The organism is Roseibium sp. MB-4 (assembly GCF_053005265.1).
The window spans coordinates 50,400-65,137 of record NZ_JBRKQB010000001.1; the positions used below are offsets into that span (position 1 = coordinate 50,400).

At 57.0% G+C, this 14,738-nt stretch carries 21 protein-coding genes; all 21 read left to right on the top strand.

Annotation, left to right across the window (positions count from 1 at the left end; all coding sequences use genetic code 11):
• Window positions 1-16: 16 nt before the first annotated feature.
• The 21 genes from rpmC (at window position 17) to ACVDG4_RS00370 (ending at window position 14,654) form a co-directional block, all read left to right on the top strand.
• Window positions 17-217, top strand: coding sequence for a 50S ribosomal protein L29 (gene rpmC / locus ACVDG4_RS00270; protein ID WP_133946861.1), 201 nt, complete (start codon window positions 17-19; stop codon window positions 215-217).
• A gap of 12 nt (window positions 218-229) precedes the next feature.
• Window positions 230-463, top strand: a complete 234-nt coding sequence (rpsQ, locus tag ACVDG4_RS00275; protein WP_008195414.1) for a 30S ribosomal protein S17 — start codon at window positions 230-232, stop codon at window positions 461-463.
• Window positions 464-533: 70 nt separating this feature from the next.
• Complete coding sequence (rplN, locus tag ACVDG4_RS00280; protein WP_008191626.1) at window positions 534-902, top strand: 50S ribosomal protein L14; 369 nt, start codon at window positions 534-536, stop codon at window positions 900-902.
• Complete coding sequence (gene rplX / locus ACVDG4_RS00285; protein ID WP_133946862.1) at window positions 902-1,219, top strand: 50S ribosomal protein L24; 318 nt, start codon at window positions 902-904, stop codon at window positions 1,217-1,219. Before rplN ends, rplX begins: the two co-directional genes overlap by 1 nt.
• Complete coding sequence (gene rplE / locus ACVDG4_RS00290; protein ID WP_133946863.1) at window positions 1,212-1,769, top strand: 50S ribosomal protein L5; 558 nt, start codon at window positions 1,212-1,214, stop codon at window positions 1,767-1,769. Before rplX ends, rplE begins: the two co-directional genes overlap by 8 nt.
• Window positions 1,770-1,790: 21 nt before the next feature.
• Window positions 1,791-2,096, top strand: a complete 306-nt coding sequence (rpsN, locus tag ACVDG4_RS00295) for a 30S ribosomal protein S14 (protein ID WP_008189926.1) — start codon at window positions 1,791-1,793, stop codon at window positions 2,094-2,096.
• 12 nt (window positions 2,097-2,108) lie between these two features.
• Window positions 2,109-2,507 carry a 30S ribosomal protein S8 gene (gene rpsH / locus ACVDG4_RS00300; protein ID WP_133946864.1) on the top strand — a complete coding sequence of 133 codons (399 nt, stop codon included), beginning with the start codon at window positions 2,109-2,111 and terminating at the stop codon, window positions 2,505-2,507.
• Between the two features lie 41 nt (window positions 2,508-2,548).
• On the top strand, window positions 2,549-3,082 hold the full coding sequence (gene rplF / locus ACVDG4_RS00305; RefSeq protein WP_055671481.1) for a 50S ribosomal protein L6: 534 nt from the start codon (window positions 2,549-2,551) through the stop codon (window positions 3,080-3,082).
• Window positions 3,083-3,094: 12 nt separating this feature from the next.
• Window positions 3,095-3,457 (top strand): 50S ribosomal protein L18, encoded by a 363-nt coding sequence (gene rplR / locus ACVDG4_RS00310; RefSeq protein ID WP_133946865.1) that lies wholly within the window; start codon window positions 3,095-3,097, stop codon window positions 3,455-3,457.
• 41 nt (window positions 3,458-3,498) lie between these two features.
• Window positions 3,499-4,065 (top strand): 30S ribosomal protein S5, encoded by a 567-nt coding sequence (gene rpsE / locus ACVDG4_RS00315; RefSeq protein WP_008195825.1) that lies wholly within the window; start codon window positions 3,499-3,501, stop codon window positions 4,063-4,065.
• A gap of 41 nt (window positions 4,066-4,106) precedes the next feature.
• Window positions 4,107-4,301, top strand: a complete 195-nt coding sequence (rpmD, locus tag ACVDG4_RS00320) for a 50S ribosomal protein L30 (protein WP_133946866.1) — start codon at window positions 4,107-4,109, stop codon at window positions 4,299-4,301.
• Window positions 4,302-4,323: 22 nt separating this feature from the next.
• A complete protein-coding gene (gene rplO / locus ACVDG4_RS00325; protein WP_008192103.1) occupies window positions 4,324-4,791 on the top strand; it encodes a 50S ribosomal protein L15 in 468 nt (155 codons plus the stop codon).
• Between the two features lie 49 nt (window positions 4,792-4,840).
• Window positions 4,841-6,172, top strand: coding sequence for a preprotein translocase subunit SecY (gene secY / locus ACVDG4_RS00330; RefSeq protein WP_447233577.1), 1,332 nt, complete (start codon window positions 4,841-4,843; stop codon window positions 6,170-6,172).
• On the top strand, window positions 6,169-6,765 hold the full coding sequence (locus ACVDG4_RS00335; protein ID WP_447233578.1) for an adenylate kinase: 597 nt from the start codon (window positions 6,169-6,171) through the stop codon (window positions 6,763-6,765). The genes secY and ACVDG4_RS00335 overlap by 4 nt, the downstream gene beginning before the upstream one ends.
• A gap of 180 nt (window positions 6,766-6,945) precedes the next feature.
• A complete protein-coding gene (gene rpsM, locus ACVDG4_RS00340; protein WP_133946869.1) occupies window positions 6,946-7,314 on the top strand; it encodes a 30S ribosomal protein S13 in 369 nt (122 codons plus the stop codon).
• Window positions 7,315-7,384: 70 nt separating this feature from the next.
• Window positions 7,385-7,774, top strand: coding sequence for a 30S ribosomal protein S11 (gene rpsK, locus ACVDG4_RS00345; RefSeq protein WP_006936427.1), 390 nt, complete (start codon window positions 7,385-7,387; stop codon window positions 7,772-7,774).
• Window positions 7,775-7,866: 92 nt separating this feature from the next.
• Window positions 7,867-8,889: a DNA-directed RNA polymerase subunit alpha gene (locus ACVDG4_RS00350; RefSeq protein WP_008190287.1), complete on the top strand. Its 1,023-nt coding sequence runs from the start codon at window positions 7,867-7,869 to the stop codon at window positions 8,887-8,889.
• 82 nt (window positions 8,890-8,971) lie between these two features.
• The gene (gene rplQ, locus ACVDG4_RS00355; protein ID WP_409688760.1) at window positions 8,972-9,397 is read left to right on the top strand and encodes a 50S ribosomal protein L17; all 426 of its coding nucleotides are present in this window, start codon (window positions 8,972-8,974) and stop codon (window positions 9,395-9,397) included.
• Between the two features lie 168 nt (window positions 9,398-9,565).
• Entirely contained in the window at window positions 9,566-11,746 is a 2,181-nt protein-coding gene (locus ACVDG4_RS00360) for a methyl-accepting chemotaxis protein (RefSeq protein ID WP_447233579.1), read from the top strand.
• A 132-nt stretch (window positions 11,747-11,878) separates the two neighbouring features.
• Window positions 11,879-13,336: a DegQ family serine endoprotease gene (locus ACVDG4_RS00365; RefSeq protein ID WP_447233580.1), complete on the top strand. Its 1,458-nt coding sequence runs from the start codon at window positions 11,879-11,881 to the stop codon at window positions 13,334-13,336.
• 13 nt (window positions 13,337-13,349) lie between these two features.
• On the top strand, window positions 13,350-14,654 hold the full coding sequence (locus ACVDG4_RS00370) for a replication-associated recombination protein A (RefSeq protein ID WP_447233581.1): 1,305 nt from the start codon (window positions 13,350-13,352) through the stop codon (window positions 14,652-14,654).
• Window positions 14,655-14,738: the final 84 nt, after the last annotated feature.

Sequence of the window (14,738 nt, forward strand, 5' to 3'; positions counted from 1 at the left end):
GCCAGGAGAGACAGCCATGAAGGCGACCGATGTACGGGCTAAGACCCTCGACGAGCTCCGCACAGAGCTTGAGGGCCTGAAGAAAGAGCAGTTCAACCTGCGCTTCCAGAAGGCTACGGGTCAGCTTGAAAACACTGCACGTGTCCGGCAAATTCGCCGTGATATCGCGCGTATCCAGACCATCATGCGCGAAAAGCGCGTGTCGGCGACCGCATAAGGAGACGGATCAATGCCAAAGCGTATCCTGCAGGGCACCGTTGTCAGCGACGCCAATGACAAGACGGTGACGGTGAATGTGGAGCGCCGCTTCACACACCCGCTGCTGAAAAAGACTGTGCGCCGGACTAAGAAGTACCGCGCACATGATGAAAGCAACCAATACAAGGTTGGCGACACAGTTCAGATTGAAGAATGTGCGCCGATCTCGAAAAACAAACGTTGGACTGTGGTCACTACTCAGTGATCACGCTCCGTCAGGTGAGCATCAGGCGCCCGCGTAACGGTGCGCCGATAGAAGAACAAGGCAGCCAGTCATGATTCAGATGCAAACAAACCTCGACGTCGCCGACAATTCCGGCGCCCGTCGTGTCATGTGCATCAAAGTGCTCGGCGGCTCCAAGCGCAAATATGCCCAGGTAGGCGACATCATCGTCGTCTCCGTTAAAGAGGCTATTCCGCGGGGCCGCGTTAAAAAGGGCGACGTGATGAAGGCTGTCGTCGTGCGCACGGCTAAGGATATCCGCCGTCCCGATGGCAGCGTGATCCGGTTCGACCGCAATGCGGCCGTGCTGGTGAATAATAACAAGGAGCCAGTCGGCACCCGTATCTTTGGTCCGGTGCCGCGTGAACTCCGCGCCAAGAACCATATGAAAATCATTTCGCTCGCGCCGGAGGTGCTCTGATGGCTGCGAAAATTAAAAAAGGCGACACGGTGGTCGTACTGACTGGCCGTGACAAGGGCAAATCTGGTGAAGTTATCCAGATGCTGCCGGCTGACAACAAGGCGCTGGTACGCGGCATCAACATGGTTCGCCGTCACCAGAAGCAGACCCAATCGCAGGAAGCTGGCATCGTGTCCAAAGAGGCACCGATCCACCTGTCGAACATCGCACTGGCCGATCCGAAAGACGGCAAGGCGACCCGCGTCGGCTTCAAGGTGCAGGACGATGGTGCCAAGGTTCGTGTGGCCAAGCGTTCGGGAGACCTGATCGATGGCTGAGACCACTAACGTACCGCGTCTCAAGACGCATTATGACGAAGTCGTGCGCAAGCAGCTTCAGGAAAAATTCCAGTACAAGAACGTTATGCAAGTTCCGCAGCTGGAAAAAATCGTCCTGAACATTGGCGTTGGCGAAGCCGTAGGCGACTCCAAAAAAGCGCGTACAGCAGCTGAAGATCTGGCAGCGATTGCCGGTCAGAAGCCGGTCATCACCAAAGCGAAGAAGTCAATCGCGACCTTTAAGGTTCGTGAAGGCATGCCGCTTGGTGTCAAGGTGACCCTGCGCCGCCAGCAGATGTTCGAGTTCCTGGATCGCATGATCACAATCGCGCTTCCGCGCGTTCGTGACTTCCGCGGTCTGAACCCGAAGAGCTTCGACGGTCGCGGCAACTACGCTATGGGCATCAAAGAACACATCGTGTTCCCGGAAATCGAGTACGACAAAGTCGACCAGATCTGGGGCATGGACGTGATCGTCTGCACCACGGCGCCAAACGATGACGAGGCGCGCGAGCTTCTGCGTGCTTTCAACTTCCCGTTCACGAAGTAACGGGCAAGGAAGGGAAACACGATGGCGAAGAAAAGCGCAGTCGAGAAGAACAAGCGTCGCGAGAAGCTTGTCAAAAAGTATGCCGAGAAGCGTGCTGCTCTGAAAGCCATGGCCAAGGACGATACCTTGAGCCCTGAAGAGCAGTTCAATGCCCGCCTGAAGCTGGCCAAACTGCCGCGGAACTCCGCGCCGAACCGCGTTCGCAACCGTTGCGAAGTGTCCGGCCGTCCGCGCGGTTATTACCGCAAGCTGAAGATGTCGCGTATCGCGCTTCGTGAACTGGGCTCCCTGGGTAAGATCCCGGGCCTGGTCAAGTCGAGCTGGTAAGGAGAAACTCCGATGGCAATTTCTGATCCGTTGGGGGATATGCTGACCCGGATTCGCAACGCGCAGCTGCGTCGCAAAAACAAGGTCAGCTCACCAAATTCTAAATTGCGCGCACACGTACTTGATGTGCTTGCAAAAGAAGGGTACATCCGTGGCTACACCACGGTTGAATACGAGGGCGGTAAGTCCGAGTTGGAAATCGAACTGAAGTATTTCGACGGTGAGCCGGTGATCCGCACGATTGAGCGCGTATCCAAGCCGGGCCGCCGCGTTTACTCGTCGGTGAAGAACATCCCGCATGTCTCTAATGGCCTGGGCGTGTCGATCATTTCGACTCCGCGCGGCGTCATGAGCGACCATCAGGCGCGGGACGAAAATGTAGGTGGCGAGGTTCTGTGTCGCGTCTTCTGACGCGGCATTCTCGCTGTTAAAACAACGACAAGGTTGGTCAAATGTCTCGTATTGGCAAAAAGCCAGTCCCCGTGCCAAGCGGGGTAACGGCATCGATCGACGGTCAGACAGTTACGATCAAGGGCCCGAAAGGCGAAAAGTCTTTCATGCTCAATGAACTCGTTCTGGCCGAAATGACTGATGACGGGATCAAAATCGATCCGCGTAACGACTCCAAGCCGGCTCGCTCCATGTGGGGTATGAGCCGCACCATGGTTCAGAACCTGATCACCGGCGTGACCGATGGCTTCAAGAAAGACCTCGCGATCACTGGTGTTGGTTACCGTGCACAGGTCCAGGGTCAAAACCTTCAGCTGGCACTCGGCTTCTCACATGATGTGATCTACGCGATCCCGGAAGGCATCGAGATCAAATGTGCGAAACCGACGGAAATCAGCGTTTCTGGCACCGACAAACAACGTGTCGGCCAGGTCGCAGCTGAAATCCGCGAATTCCGCCCGCCGGAGCCGTACAAAGGCAAAGGCGTTCGTTATGCAGACGAGTTCATCGTCCGCAAAGAAGGCAAGAAGAAGTAACGGACCGAGATCATGGCGAACAGCAAACAAGCTTTCGAACGCCGCCGCGATCGCGTGCGCCGTTCAGTCAAGAAAGCCGCGAACGGTCGTCCGCGCCTTTCTATCTTCCGCTCGTCGAAGCAGATCTATGCCCAGATCATCGACGATGCGCAGGGACATACAATTGTCTCCGCTTCTACGATCGAAAAGGATCTGAAGGGCGGCCTGAAAACGGGCGCCGACGTGTCTGCAGCCGCAGCCGTTGGCAAGCTTGTCGCCGAGCGTGCAGCTGCCGCAGGTGTCAAGCAGGTCGTGTTCGACCGGGGCGGTTACCAGTATCATGGGCGTGTGAAAGCGCTCGCCGATGCTGCCCGCGAAGGTGGACTTGAATTCTGACCAGCGCCCGTTGGCGCTCCTAAGTACGGAAGACGTATAATATGGCGAGACAAGAAAATCGCGAGCGCGAAGAGCGCGACAGCGAATTCGTCGACAAGCTCGTACACATCAACCGCGTTGCCAAAGTGGTCAAGGGTGGCCGCCGTTTCGGTTTCGCAGCCCTCGTCGTGGTTGGTGATCAAAAGGGCCGTGTCGGCTTCGGTCATGGTAAGGCACGCGAAGTGCCGGAAGCCATCCGGAAAGCAACTGAAGCTGCAAAGCGCACGATGATCCGTGTGCCGCTGCGTGAAGGCCGGACTCTCCACCACGATGTGGAAGGCCGTCACGGCGCTGGTAAGGTTCTGCTGCGCGCAGCACCGGCTGGTACCGGTATCATCGCGGGTGGTCCGATGCGTGCGGTCTTTGAAACGCTTGGCGTTCAGGACGTTGTGGCAAAGTCTTTGGGGACATCCAACCCTTACAACATGGTTCGTGCGACTTTCAACGCGCTGACCAAAGAAGACAGCCCGCGCTCCGTCGCTGCCCGCCGTGGCCTCAAGGTCTCTGTGTTGCAGTCCCGGCGCCGTGACAACAACGATGAGGCGGCTCCGGCTGCCGCTGAGGCTTGACCTTAGCGGCGCCAGCCACCAGCTGAATGAGGGTTAGTTCCATGGCGAACACCGAAAAGACTGTTACGGTCGAACAGATCGGCAGCCCGCTGCGCCGTCCGAAGGACCAGCGCGCGACGCTCGTCGGTCTCGGCCTGAACAAGATGCACCGCCGTTCCACACTGAAGGACACACCTGAAGTGCGCGGCATGATCAATAAGGTCCAGCATCTCGTTCGCGTCGTCGAAGACGCGTAAGGACGGGGTGAGGAGAAAAGACATGAAGCTCAACGAACTTCGTGACAACGATGGTGCCTCTTCCGAGCGCACACGCGTTGGCCGCGGTATCGGGTCTGGCAAGGGCAAGACCGGTGGCCGTGGTGTAAAAGGTCAGAAATCCCGTTCTGGCGTGGCGATCAAGGGTTTTGAAGGCGGTCAGATGCCGCTTCACCGCCGCCTGCCGAAGCGCGGCTTCACGAACATCTTTGCCAAGGACTTCAACACTGTGTCCATTGGCCGTGTTCAACAAGCGATTGATGCCGGCAAGCTGAACGCGTCTGAGGCGGTTACCGTCGAAGCGCTCAAGGCAGCCGGTGTTGTCAAGCGGGTCCGCGATGGCGTACGCCTCGTTGCTTCCGGTGAACTCACCGCGGCAGTGACCTTTGAAGTTGCCGGTGCCTCCAAGGGCGCTGTTGCAGCGATCGAAAAAGCAGGCGGCAAGGTCGCCGTTCTGGGAGCTCAGGCTTAACAGCCTGGGCTTTTCCCATTTGTCAGCAAGCATCTGACCGGAGTAGGGCATGGCATCGGCCGCCGAGCAACTGGCGTCAAATCTAAATTTCTCAGCTTTCGCCAAGGCTGAAGAACTCAAAAAGCGCATCTGGTTCACGCTGGGGGCGCTTTTGGTTTATCGACTGGGCACTTACATTCCGATGCCCGGCATCAACCCGGAAGCCTTCGCGCAGGCCTTTAACCAGGCTCAGTCCGGTATCATTGGCATGTTCAACATGTTCGCCGGCGGTGCCGTCGAGCGCATGGCGATCTTCGCCCTCGGCATCATGCCGTACATCTCCGCTTCCATTATCATGCAGCTCATGACGACGGTCGTTCCGTCTCTTGAGCAGCTGAAGAAGGAAGGCGAGCAGGGCCGCAAGGTTATCAACCAGTACACCCGGTACGGAACCGTTGTATTGGCTGCATTCCAGGCCTACGGGATCGCCGTTGGTCTTGAGGGCGCCACCAATGTTGTGACCGACCCGGGCTGGTTCTTCCGTGCATCGACCGTGATCACGCTTGTTGGCGGCACCATGTTCCTGATGTGGCTGGGTGAGCAGATCACCTCGCGCGGCATCGGTAACGGTATTTCGCTGATTATCTTTGCGGGCATTGTCGCAGGACTGCCGTCCGCGATCGTGCAGACGCTCGAGCTGGGCCGTCAGGGGTCGCTGGCAACCGGCATCATTCTGGCAGTCATCCTCCTGGCCGTTGTCGTGATCGCGTTTATCGTGTTTATGGAGCGCGCGCAGCGCCGTCTTCTGATCCAGTATCCGAAGCGCCAGATGGGCAACCGCATGTTCGAGGGCAACACCTCGTTCCTGCCGCTCAAGCTGAACACAGCTGGTGTTATCCCGCCAATCTTTGCATCTTCGCTGCTTTTGGTTCCGGCAACGATTTCCGGCTTCAATGCAGGTGGCGGCAATGAATGGCTGACAACGATCACGGCTTTGCTCGGACATGGACAACCATTGTTCATGGTCTTCTACGCGGCCATGATTATTTTCTTCTGTTTCTTCTACACAGCGATTGTCTTCAATCCGAGCGACACCGCTGACAACCTGAAGAAACACGGTGGCTTCATTCCAGGCATCCGTCCAGGTGAGCGCACTGCCCAATACATCGACTTCGTGTTGACCCGGATTACGGTCGTTGGTGCGATTTACATCACCATCGTTTGTCTATTACCCGAATTCCTCATTTCGGCGACTGGCGTTCCGTTCTATTTCGGTGGAACATCCTTGTTGATTGTCGTGAGCGTGACAATGGATACCGTATCGCAGATCCAGGGTCATTTGCTGGCGCATCAATATGAGGGGCTGGTAAAGAAATCGAAACTTAGGGGGAAACGTCGATGAGGCTCATTCTGGTTGGACCGCCAGGAGCGGGGAAGGGGACACAGGCCGCAAGGCTGGTTGAGAAATATGGTATTCCTCAACTTTCCACTGGAGACATGCTGCGTGCAGCTGTCGCCGCGGAGACCCCGGTCGGACTGCAGGCCAAGGCTGTCATGGACGCCGGTGGTCTTGTGTCAGACGAAATCGTTGTCGGCATCATCCGGGACCGGATTGCCGAGGACGACGCCAAGAAGGGATTTATCCTGGATGGCTTCCCACGCACATTGGCCCAAGCAGAAGCACTCGACGACATGCTGAGTGAAAACAGTCTGAAGCTGAACGCCGTGATTGAACTTCGCGTTGATCAGACAAAACTGGTCGACCGGATCATCAACCGGGCGGAAGAAGCCAAGGCTGCCGGTCAGCCGGTTCGCAAGGACGACGACCCTGAGGTCTTCAAGGATCGGCTTAAAGCTTACAACCGGGATACAGCGGTTGTTGTTCCCTACTACGAGAAAACAGGTCTCCTGTCCGTCATTGATGGCATGCAGGCAATCGATGACGTAACGGCTTCTATCGAATCCGTGCTTCAGGGACTTGACGAGAAGGTATAGAGCGGCTAAACGACGCGCTCACCTTACAGTCAAGCCGGTTCCATGCCCATGGGACCGGCATTCTCTGTGCCGGGGCTGCCCCGGCATTTTCGTACCCTGCAAGGGCCGGACTCCACCGGACGCGGGGCTTTTTGAAACGCGGTCAGGCGTAAGCTTTGCCCGCAAAACATGGAGACGAGCGTGGCACGTATTGCTGGCGTTAACATCCCAACGAATAAGCGCGTGGTTATCGCGCTTCAGTACATTCACGGCATTGGTGCGAAATTCGCCCAGGAAATCATCGAAAAGAACAACATCGATGCGGCCCGCCGTGTAAACGAGCTTTCCGACGCAGAAGTTCTGCAGATCCGTGAAACCATCGACCGCGACTACCTCGTGGAAGGTGATCTTCGCCGTGAGACTGCCATGAACATCAAACGTCTGATGGACCTTGGCTGCTATCGCGGCCTGCGTCACCGCCGCGGCCTCCCGGTTCGTGGTCAGCGGACGCACACGAACGCACGTACCCGTAAGGGTCCGGCGAAACCGATCGCAGGTAAGAAGAAATAAGATCGCTTTGCGATTGGTGGTGGAGCTGCCGGGATTACGGCAGTGACGAGATCAATACAAGGACAACAGAATGGCTAAAGACACGACGCGCGTGCGTCGCCGCGAGCGCAAGAACATCTCTTCTGGCGTTGCGCATGTGAACTCCACATTCAACAACACGATGATCACGATCACGGATGCTCAAGGCAACGCGATTTCCTGGTCTTCCGCTGGTGCACTCGGCTTCAAAGGCTCCCGTAAGTCCACGCCGTATGCCGCTCAGGTTGCTGCTGAAGATGCTGCGAAGAAAGCAGCTGAACACGGCATGCGCACCCTGGAAGTAGAAGTCCGTGGTCCTGGTTCCGGTCGTGAATCTGCTCTGCGTGCTCTGCAGGCTGCCGGTTTCCTCATCACGTCCATCCGTGACGTGACGCCGATTCCGCACAATGGCTGCCGTCCGCGCAAGCGCCGCCGCGTCTAAGGCTTTCCAGCTTTAGGTACTTGTTTCTCCAAATGGCAAAGAATAGCCCGGCATTGAATTGACCCGGGCGGGATAGCCGAAGGGACGAAAACGTGACCATTCAAAAAAACTGGCAAGAACTTATCAAGCCGACCAAACTCGAGATCAAGCCGGGTGATGACCCGCGCTTCTTGGCAACCGTTGTTGCCGAGCCGCTCGAGCGTGGCTATGGCCTGACCTTGGGCAACGCGCTGCGCCGCATCCTGCTGTCTTCTCTGCAGGGTGCTGCTGTGACCGCGGTACAGATTGACGGCGTTCTTCATGAGTTCTCCTCGATCCCCGGCGTTCGTGAAGATGTCACCGACATCGTTCTCAACATCAAGGAAATCGCCATCCGTATGGAAGGTGAAGGCCCCAAGCGCATGGTTGTGCGCAAGCAGGGACCTGGTGTTGTGACCGCAGGCGACATTCAGACCGTTGGCGACGTGGAGGTTCTCAATCCGGATCTGGTGCTATGCACCCTGGATGAAGGCGCTGAAATCCGCATGGAGTTCACTGTCAACACAGGCAAGGGCTATCATTCGTCAGACCGGAACCGTCCGGAAGACGCACCGATTGGCCTGATCCCTGTCGACAGCCTCTACTCTCCGGTCAAGAAGGTTTCTTACAAGGTGGAAAACACCCGTGAGGGCCAGGTTCTTGACTATGACAAGCTGACCCTGACTGTTGAAACCGACGGTTCCGTCAAGCCGGATGATGCCGTGGCATTTGCTGCACGCATTCTGCAGGATCAGCTTTCCATCTTCGTCAATTTCGAAGAGCCGCAGCGCGAAGTCGCCGAGGACACTGTCCCGGAACTGGCTTTCAACCCGGCGCTTCTGAAGAAAGTCGACGAGCTGGAATTGTCTGTCCGGTCTGCAAACTGTCTGAAGAACGACAATATCGTGTATATTGGCGATCTCATTCAGAAGACCGAAGCGGAAATGCTGCGGACCCCGAATTTCGGCCGCAAGTCGCTCAACGAGATCAAGGAAGTTCTCGCCCAGATGGGTCTCCATCTTGGCATGGAAGTGGCCAACTGGCCGCCTGAGAACATCGACGATCTCGCCAAGCGCTACGAAGATCATCAGTATTAAGGGCGTACGCGTCCTAACGGAGCAACCGGGCAAGCGCTCAACACACAAAGAGCGGACTGCCTGAAAGACAAAGGAGAGGGCCATGCGCCACGGTAAATCCGGCCGCAAGCTCAACCGGACCGCTAGCCACCGTAAGGCTATGTTCGCAAACATGGCAGCGTCGCTGATCAAGCACGAACAGATCGTAACGACCCTGCCGAAGGCTAAAGAAATGAAGCCGATCATCGACAAGCTCATCACTTTGGGCAAGCGCGGTGATCTTCACGCACGCCGCCAGGCAATCTCGCAGATTCGCGACGTTGCTATGGTCAAGAAGCTGTTTGACACGCTTGGTGAGCGCTACAAGGAACGCGAAGGCGGTTACTCCCGCGTTCTGAAAGCTGGTTTCCGCTATGGCGACAACGCTCCGATGGCTGTCATCGAGCTGGTTGACCGGGATCCGGAAGCACGCGGCGCCGACGACCGGGCACGTGTTGAAGCTGAAGAAGCGGCTGAAAACGCAGCGTAAGTCGAGCGTGTAACGATCAAGAAAAGGCAGGCCTTCGGGTCTGCCTTTTTTGTTTCGGAGGGCTTAATGAAGGTCGCAAGCAGAAATGTAACTTGCGAATTATCAATACTTTAACGGTCGTTGGGTAGTTTTTCCAATATGTCTCGCGGGGGGACCAGGAGAATTACTTTGACCCACTCAGCTTCCTCATCCAAGGCCAGCAAATGGCCGTCTATTCGTTTGTCATTTTTGATACCGGCGCTCATGGTTTTCCTGACGATCGGTGCATGTACCGCAGTCGGCGTGATCGGTTTCTTCAATGCACGAGACGGTCTGCGCGAAGCCGCAGAAGGCGAACTCGGTATGGTCGTCAATGCCAAGTCGGCATTGCTCGAAGCGCGTCTTGCTTCCATCGAAAATGAAATTGTCAATGTGGCGACGGGTGCCGGTATTGGGGAAGCCTTGGTCAACATGACCAACGCCACCATGAACCTGGAGAAGCAGCGCCAGGAAATCTTCGATTACTACAAGGCAGGTGCCACCGCTGAAGAGCGCGCTCAAAAGATGGGCGATGACCACAAGTCCATGTACTCATGGCGCCACTCCGAAATTCACGGCTCCTTCGCCTCTATCTGGAAAAAGGGTGGTTACGGCGACGTCTATCTCATGGATCCGAACGGCCTGGTCATGTACTCGGTTGCCAAGGGCGATGAGTTTCTTTTTCCGGTGACTGAAGTCGGTGGCGGCAACACAGGTCTGCAAACCGCTTTCGAAATGGCCAAGGAAGTCGAAGCAGGCCAGGTCGCGGTCAGCAACTTCGAAGTCTACGCGCCGGGTGGCAACTCCGCGTCGATGTTTGTGGCAGCGCCGGTGTTCGTAAATACCTTCGGCGATATCTCCTTCGGTGGCGTGGTTGCCATCCGGATCGATGCCGGTGTGCTCGATAACGTGGTTTCCTCACGCGCCGATCTCGGCACAACGGGCCAGGCTTTTGTCGTCAACGCCGAAGGCTACACACTTTCCAACAAGCCACTTTCAGATAGTGCGACAGCTCTTAACGAGATGAACAGCGGGGATGTTGTTGCGTCTGCGCTCAACGGTGTTGAAAAAGCCGGCATCGAGGCCGGACCCGATGGTGTTGATCGTTTGATGGTCGCAAAGCCTTTGGTCTTCCAGGGACGCCAGTGGGCGGTTGTTGCGGAAAAGACCGTTGAAGAGACCTTTGCCAGCGTCACAGCCATGCGGAACTCCATGGTCACCTGGTCGTTGATCGCAATCGCCATTGCAGCTGTTGTTGCGATCTTCTTCTCCCGCAACATCACCAAGCCGCTGACGACGCTGGTCGGTGCGCTGAATGCAATCGCGGAAGGTGATCTGAACGCTGAAATCACCGCGGCTCGCCGCAAGGATGAGATCGGCGATATTGGCCGTGCTGTCCTGCAGATCCGTCAGAACGCAGCCGAAGAAAATGAGCAGCGCGCTGCAGACCAAGCCGAAACAGCCGAACGTCAGGCCGCGCAGCGACAGGAAATGCTGGCAAGCCTTGCCGGCGACTTTGAATCGACCGTCGGTACGGTGGTCGACAAGGTGGCCCAGTCCGCAGCGTCCTTGCGCGAATCTGCCAATAACATGCGCCAGATGACAGAAAGCGCTGGCGAGACGTCGTCCAAAGCAGCCGAGATGTCGAAAGAGACCCTGTCTGAAGTGGAATCTATTGCAGCAGCGTCCGATCAGCTGTCCAGCTCTATTCAGGAAATCTCGACTCTGATCGAGCGGTCTTCCAGCGTTGCAGCAGATGCGACCCGCCGGGCCCAGACAACCAACCACACCGTGAAGTCGCTCGCAGAAGCGGCCAACCGGATCGGCGAAGTTGTCACACTCATCAGCGACATTGCAGATCAGACCAACCTTCTTGCCTTGAATGCGACGATCGAAGCGGCGCGGGCAGGGGAAGCCGGTAAGGGCTTTGCGGTTGTTGCCTCCGAGGTTAAGGACCTTGCAGCTCAAACCGGTAAGGCAACCGGCGAGATCCAGCAGCAGATTGATGCGATCCGCGGTGCAACGGATGATGCGGTCGGTGCGATTGGCGACATCCAGAAGACCATCGACGAGATCACCCAATCCGTTAGCGAAGTCGCTGCAGCTGTCACGGAGCAAAGCTACGCGACCCAAGGCATTGCTGAGAATACCCAGCGCGCCGCCGGTGGAACGTCTCAGGTCTCTCAGGATGTCCAGAACGTGTCGTCCTTGTCTGAACAGACCAACGGCGCGGCAACATCCTTCTCTGAAGAAGCTGTTGCCATGGCCAGCCAGGCGGAACATCTCGATGAAGAGGTGCGCAAGTTCCTGCATCAAGTGCGCTCCGCCTGATCTCAGAATTCATGACAAGTTGAAAAGCCGCGGGCAGGGTCCGCGGCTTTTCTTTTTGTATTTGCCTCCATTTTTCCCTATCTGCCGTGTAAGCATCTTGAAGATTTGAGAATCGGGAAAAGGGAAGTGTTCATGGGTCTGTTGGGAACGCGGGCTAGGTCCGGCACGAAAGCCATCACCGCAGGTCTGTTGGCATTGTTCTGGATTGGATCAGCTGCGGCACAAGCGCAACAGCCGACGCCTTCAGACTTGCGTCTTGTTCCGGACAGTGCGGCGCAAATCAAGCTGTCCTTTGCGCCCCTGGTGAAGAAAGTCGCTCCCGCCGTTGTGAACGTTTATGCAAGCCGCAAGGTGGTTCAGCGCCAGCAGCTGTCACCGTTCTTTGACGATCCGTTTTTCCGGCGATTTTTCGGCCAACCGAATGGTGGGTTTGGCCAGCCGCGTGAACGGGTTGAATCTTCCCTTGGCTCCGGCGTGATTATTTCCGCGGATGGAACGGTGATCACCAACCATCACGTGATCAAAGGCGCCGATGAAGTCCGGGTTGCGCTGAACGACCGGCGTGAATTTGATGCGGACATCGTTCTGATGGACGAGCAGACGGATTTGGCGGTGTTGAAAATCCGTGAAGGCGGCCTTTTTGAGCATGTCGAATTCGCAGATGCGGACTTGCTGGAAGTCGGTGACATCGTTCTTGCGATCGGCAATCCGTTCGGGGTTGGCCAGACCGTGACGCAAGGGATCGTCTCTGCGCTTGCTCGAACGCAGGTCGGTGTGACGGACTACCAGTTCTTCATTCAAACCGATGCAGCGATCAACCCGGGCAATTCCGGCGGCGCACTGATTGACATGACGGGCAAGCTGGTCGGGATCAATACCGCGATTTTCTCGCGCTCTGGCGGATCGAACGGCATCGGTTTTGCAATCCCTGCACATATGGCGCGCTATGTTGCCCGCGCCGCAGACCAGGGTGGCAAGGTTCAGCGGCCCTGGCTTGGGGCAACTGTTCAGCTTGTCAGTGCGGAAATTGCAGAAGCCTTGTCTCTCGACCGTCCAAAAGGGGTTTTGGTGACCGCTGTCTTTGACGGCTCCCCGGCCCATGAAGCTGATCTGCGTGTAAGTGATCTGGTTGTCGCGATCGACGGCAAGGAAGTAATTGACCCGAATGCTTTCGGCTACCGCTTTGCCACCAAGATGATCGGAGAACGTGCCGAGTTTACCGTCCTGCGGTCCGGGCGGGAAGAGACCGTATCCATCAGCTTGCAACCGGCTCCGGAGACCATTCCTCGCGACACACGGGAACTGCTTGAGTTTTCGCCATTTGAAGGAGCGACAGTGATGAACCTATCACCCGCCGTCGCTCAGGAGCTGGGGCTCGACGGGCTGCCGGAAGGCGTGATCATTGCAGAGGTGCGCAGAGGTGGTCAGGCAGATCGTGTTGGCCTGCGTCCGGGCGACATCGTCCGTGCGATCAACAACCAGTCGATCGACAGCACGCGCATGATGGAGACGATCACGAAGACACCACCGCGTATCTGGCGTCTTGATATCGAACGGGACGGCAAGGTGTCCCAAATCGTTCTGAGATAGTCAGGCAAAGTACGTGAGTGATCTGTTCGAAGCTTCTGGTTTGGCTGCGTCTGCGCCGCGTCCGTTGGCAGATCGCATGCGTCCGGCACGGTTGGAGGACGTGGTCGGGCAGGACCACTTGCTCGGACCAGAGGGGACGCTGTCCAGGATGCTGAAAACCCGGACGCTCGGTTCCCTGATCTTCTGGGGACCTCCGGGTACCGGAAAAACAACGATTGCACGCCTGCTTGCCAACGAGACTGATCTCGCATTCGAGCAGATCTCGGCCATTTTTTCAGGTGTTGCCGATCTCAAGAAAGTGTTTGAAGCCGCCCGTGCACGGCGCATGGGCGGGCGGGCAACTCTCTTGTTCGTCGATGAGATCCACCGCTTCAACAGAGCTCAGCAGGACAGTTTCCTGCCCGTGATGGAAGACGGAACGATCACGCTTGTTGGAGCGACCACGGAAAACCCGTCTTTTGAGCTCAATGCAGCGCTCCTGTCGCGCTCTCATGTGATGACGTTTCAATCGCTCAACAAGGAGGCGATTGAACAGCTTCTGGCGCGCGCTGAGGAGGTGGAAGAGCGCAAGCTGCCGCTCGATGACGAAGCGCGTGGGGTCCTCATCCGCATGGCAGATGGTGATGGGCGTTCCGCGCTCACACTGGCAGAAGATGTTTGGCGGGCATCTGCCGAAGATGAGGTGTTCGATGCTGAACGCCTGCAGGAAATCGTGCAACGCCGGGCCCCGATTTACGACAAGAGCGCGGACGGCCATTACAATCTCATCTCTGCGCTGCACAAGTCCGTGCGCGGATCTGATCCGGACGCGTCGCTTTATTGGTTTTGCCGAATGCTGGATGGCGGCGAAGATCCGATGTATCTCGCCCGACGCCTGATCCGGATGGCGGTTGAAGATATCGGCCTTGCGGATCCCAATGCGCTGGTTCAGGCCAATGCCGCCCGGGACGCCTACCAGATGCTTGGCTCGCCGGAAGGTGAGCTGGCGCTTGCTCAGTGCGTGATCTACCTGGCGACCGCGCCAAAATCCAACGGAGCATACACCGCTTACAAGGCTGCGATGCGGGATGCCAAGACCAGCGGGTCTCTGCTGCCGCCCAAGCATATCTTGAATGCGCCGACCAAGCTGATGAAGCAGGAAGGTTACGGCGACGGCTATCAATACGACCACGACGCGCCAGACGGCTTTTCCGGTCAGGATTATTTCCCGCAGGATTTGGGCCGCAAGACTTATTACGATCCGCCGCAACGCGGTTTTGAACGGGATCTGCGGAAGCGCCTGGAGTACTGGGACAAGCTGCGCAAGGAACGCAGCTAGAGCATCGGTCGTTTTGATGAAAACGCCCCAAGATGCTCGACCAATTTATGAGTGATCAGCTTCGGGCGTGAAGTCGATCCCGTT

Bases quoted from the DNA above. Each gene is read 5' to 3' on its own strand.
- rpmC (WP_133946861.1), top strand. From the start codon at position 17: ATGAAGGCGACCGATGTACGGGCTAAGACCCTCGACGAGCTCCGCACA.
- rpsQ (WP_008195414.1), top strand. From the start codon at position 230: ATGCCAAAGCGTATCCTGCAGGGCACCGTTGTCAGCGACGCCAATGAC.
- rplN (WP_008191626.1), top strand. From the start codon at position 534: ATGATTCAGATGCAAACAAACCTCGACGTCGCCGACAATTCCGGCGCC.
- rplX (WP_133946862.1), top strand. From the start codon at position 902: ATGGCTGCGAAAATTAAAAAAGGCGACACGGTGGTCGTACTGACTGGC.
- rplE (WP_133946863.1), top strand. From the start codon at position 1,212: ATGGCTGAGACCACTAACGTACCGCGTCTCAAGACGCATTATGACGAA.
- rpsN (WP_008189926.1), top strand. From the start codon at position 1,791: ATGGCGAAGAAAAGCGCAGTCGAGAAGAACAAGCGTCGCGAGAAGCTT.
- rpsH (WP_133946864.1), top strand. From the start codon at position 2,109: ATGGCAATTTCTGATCCGTTGGGGGATATGCTGACCCGGATTCGCAAC.
- rplF (WP_055671481.1), top strand. From the start codon at position 2,549: ATGTCTCGTATTGGCAAAAAGCCAGTCCCCGTGCCAAGCGGGGTAACG.
- rplR (WP_133946865.1), top strand. From the start codon at position 3,095: ATGGCGAACAGCAAACAAGCTTTCGAACGCCGCCGCGATCGCGTGCGC.
- rpsE (WP_008195825.1), top strand. From the start codon at position 3,499: ATGGCGAGACAAGAAAATCGCGAGCGCGAAGAGCGCGACAGCGAATTC.
- rpmD (WP_133946866.1), top strand. From the start codon at position 4,107: ATGGCGAACACCGAAAAGACTGTTACGGTCGAACAGATCGGCAGCCCG.
- rplO (WP_008192103.1), top strand. From the start codon at position 4,324: ATGAAGCTCAACGAACTTCGTGACAACGATGGTGCCTCTTCCGAGCGC.
- secY (WP_447233577.1), top strand. From the start codon at position 4,841: ATGGCATCGGCCGCCGAGCAACTGGCGTCAAATCTAAATTTCTCAGCT.
- ACVDG4_RS00335 (WP_447233578.1), top strand. From the start codon at position 6,169: ATGAGGCTCATTCTGGTTGGACCGCCAGGAGCGGGGAAGGGGACACAG.
- rpsK (WP_006936427.1), top strand. From the start codon at position 7,385: ATGGCTAAAGACACGACGCGCGTGCGTCGCCGCGAGCGCAAGAACATC.
- rplQ (WP_409688760.1), top strand. From the start codon at position 8,972: ATGCGCCACGGTAAATCCGGCCGCAAGCTCAACCGGACCGCTAGCCAC.
- ACVDG4_RS00365 (WP_447233580.1), top strand. From the start codon at position 11,879: ATGGGTCTGTTGGGAACGCGGGCTAGGTCCGGCACGAAAGCCATCACC.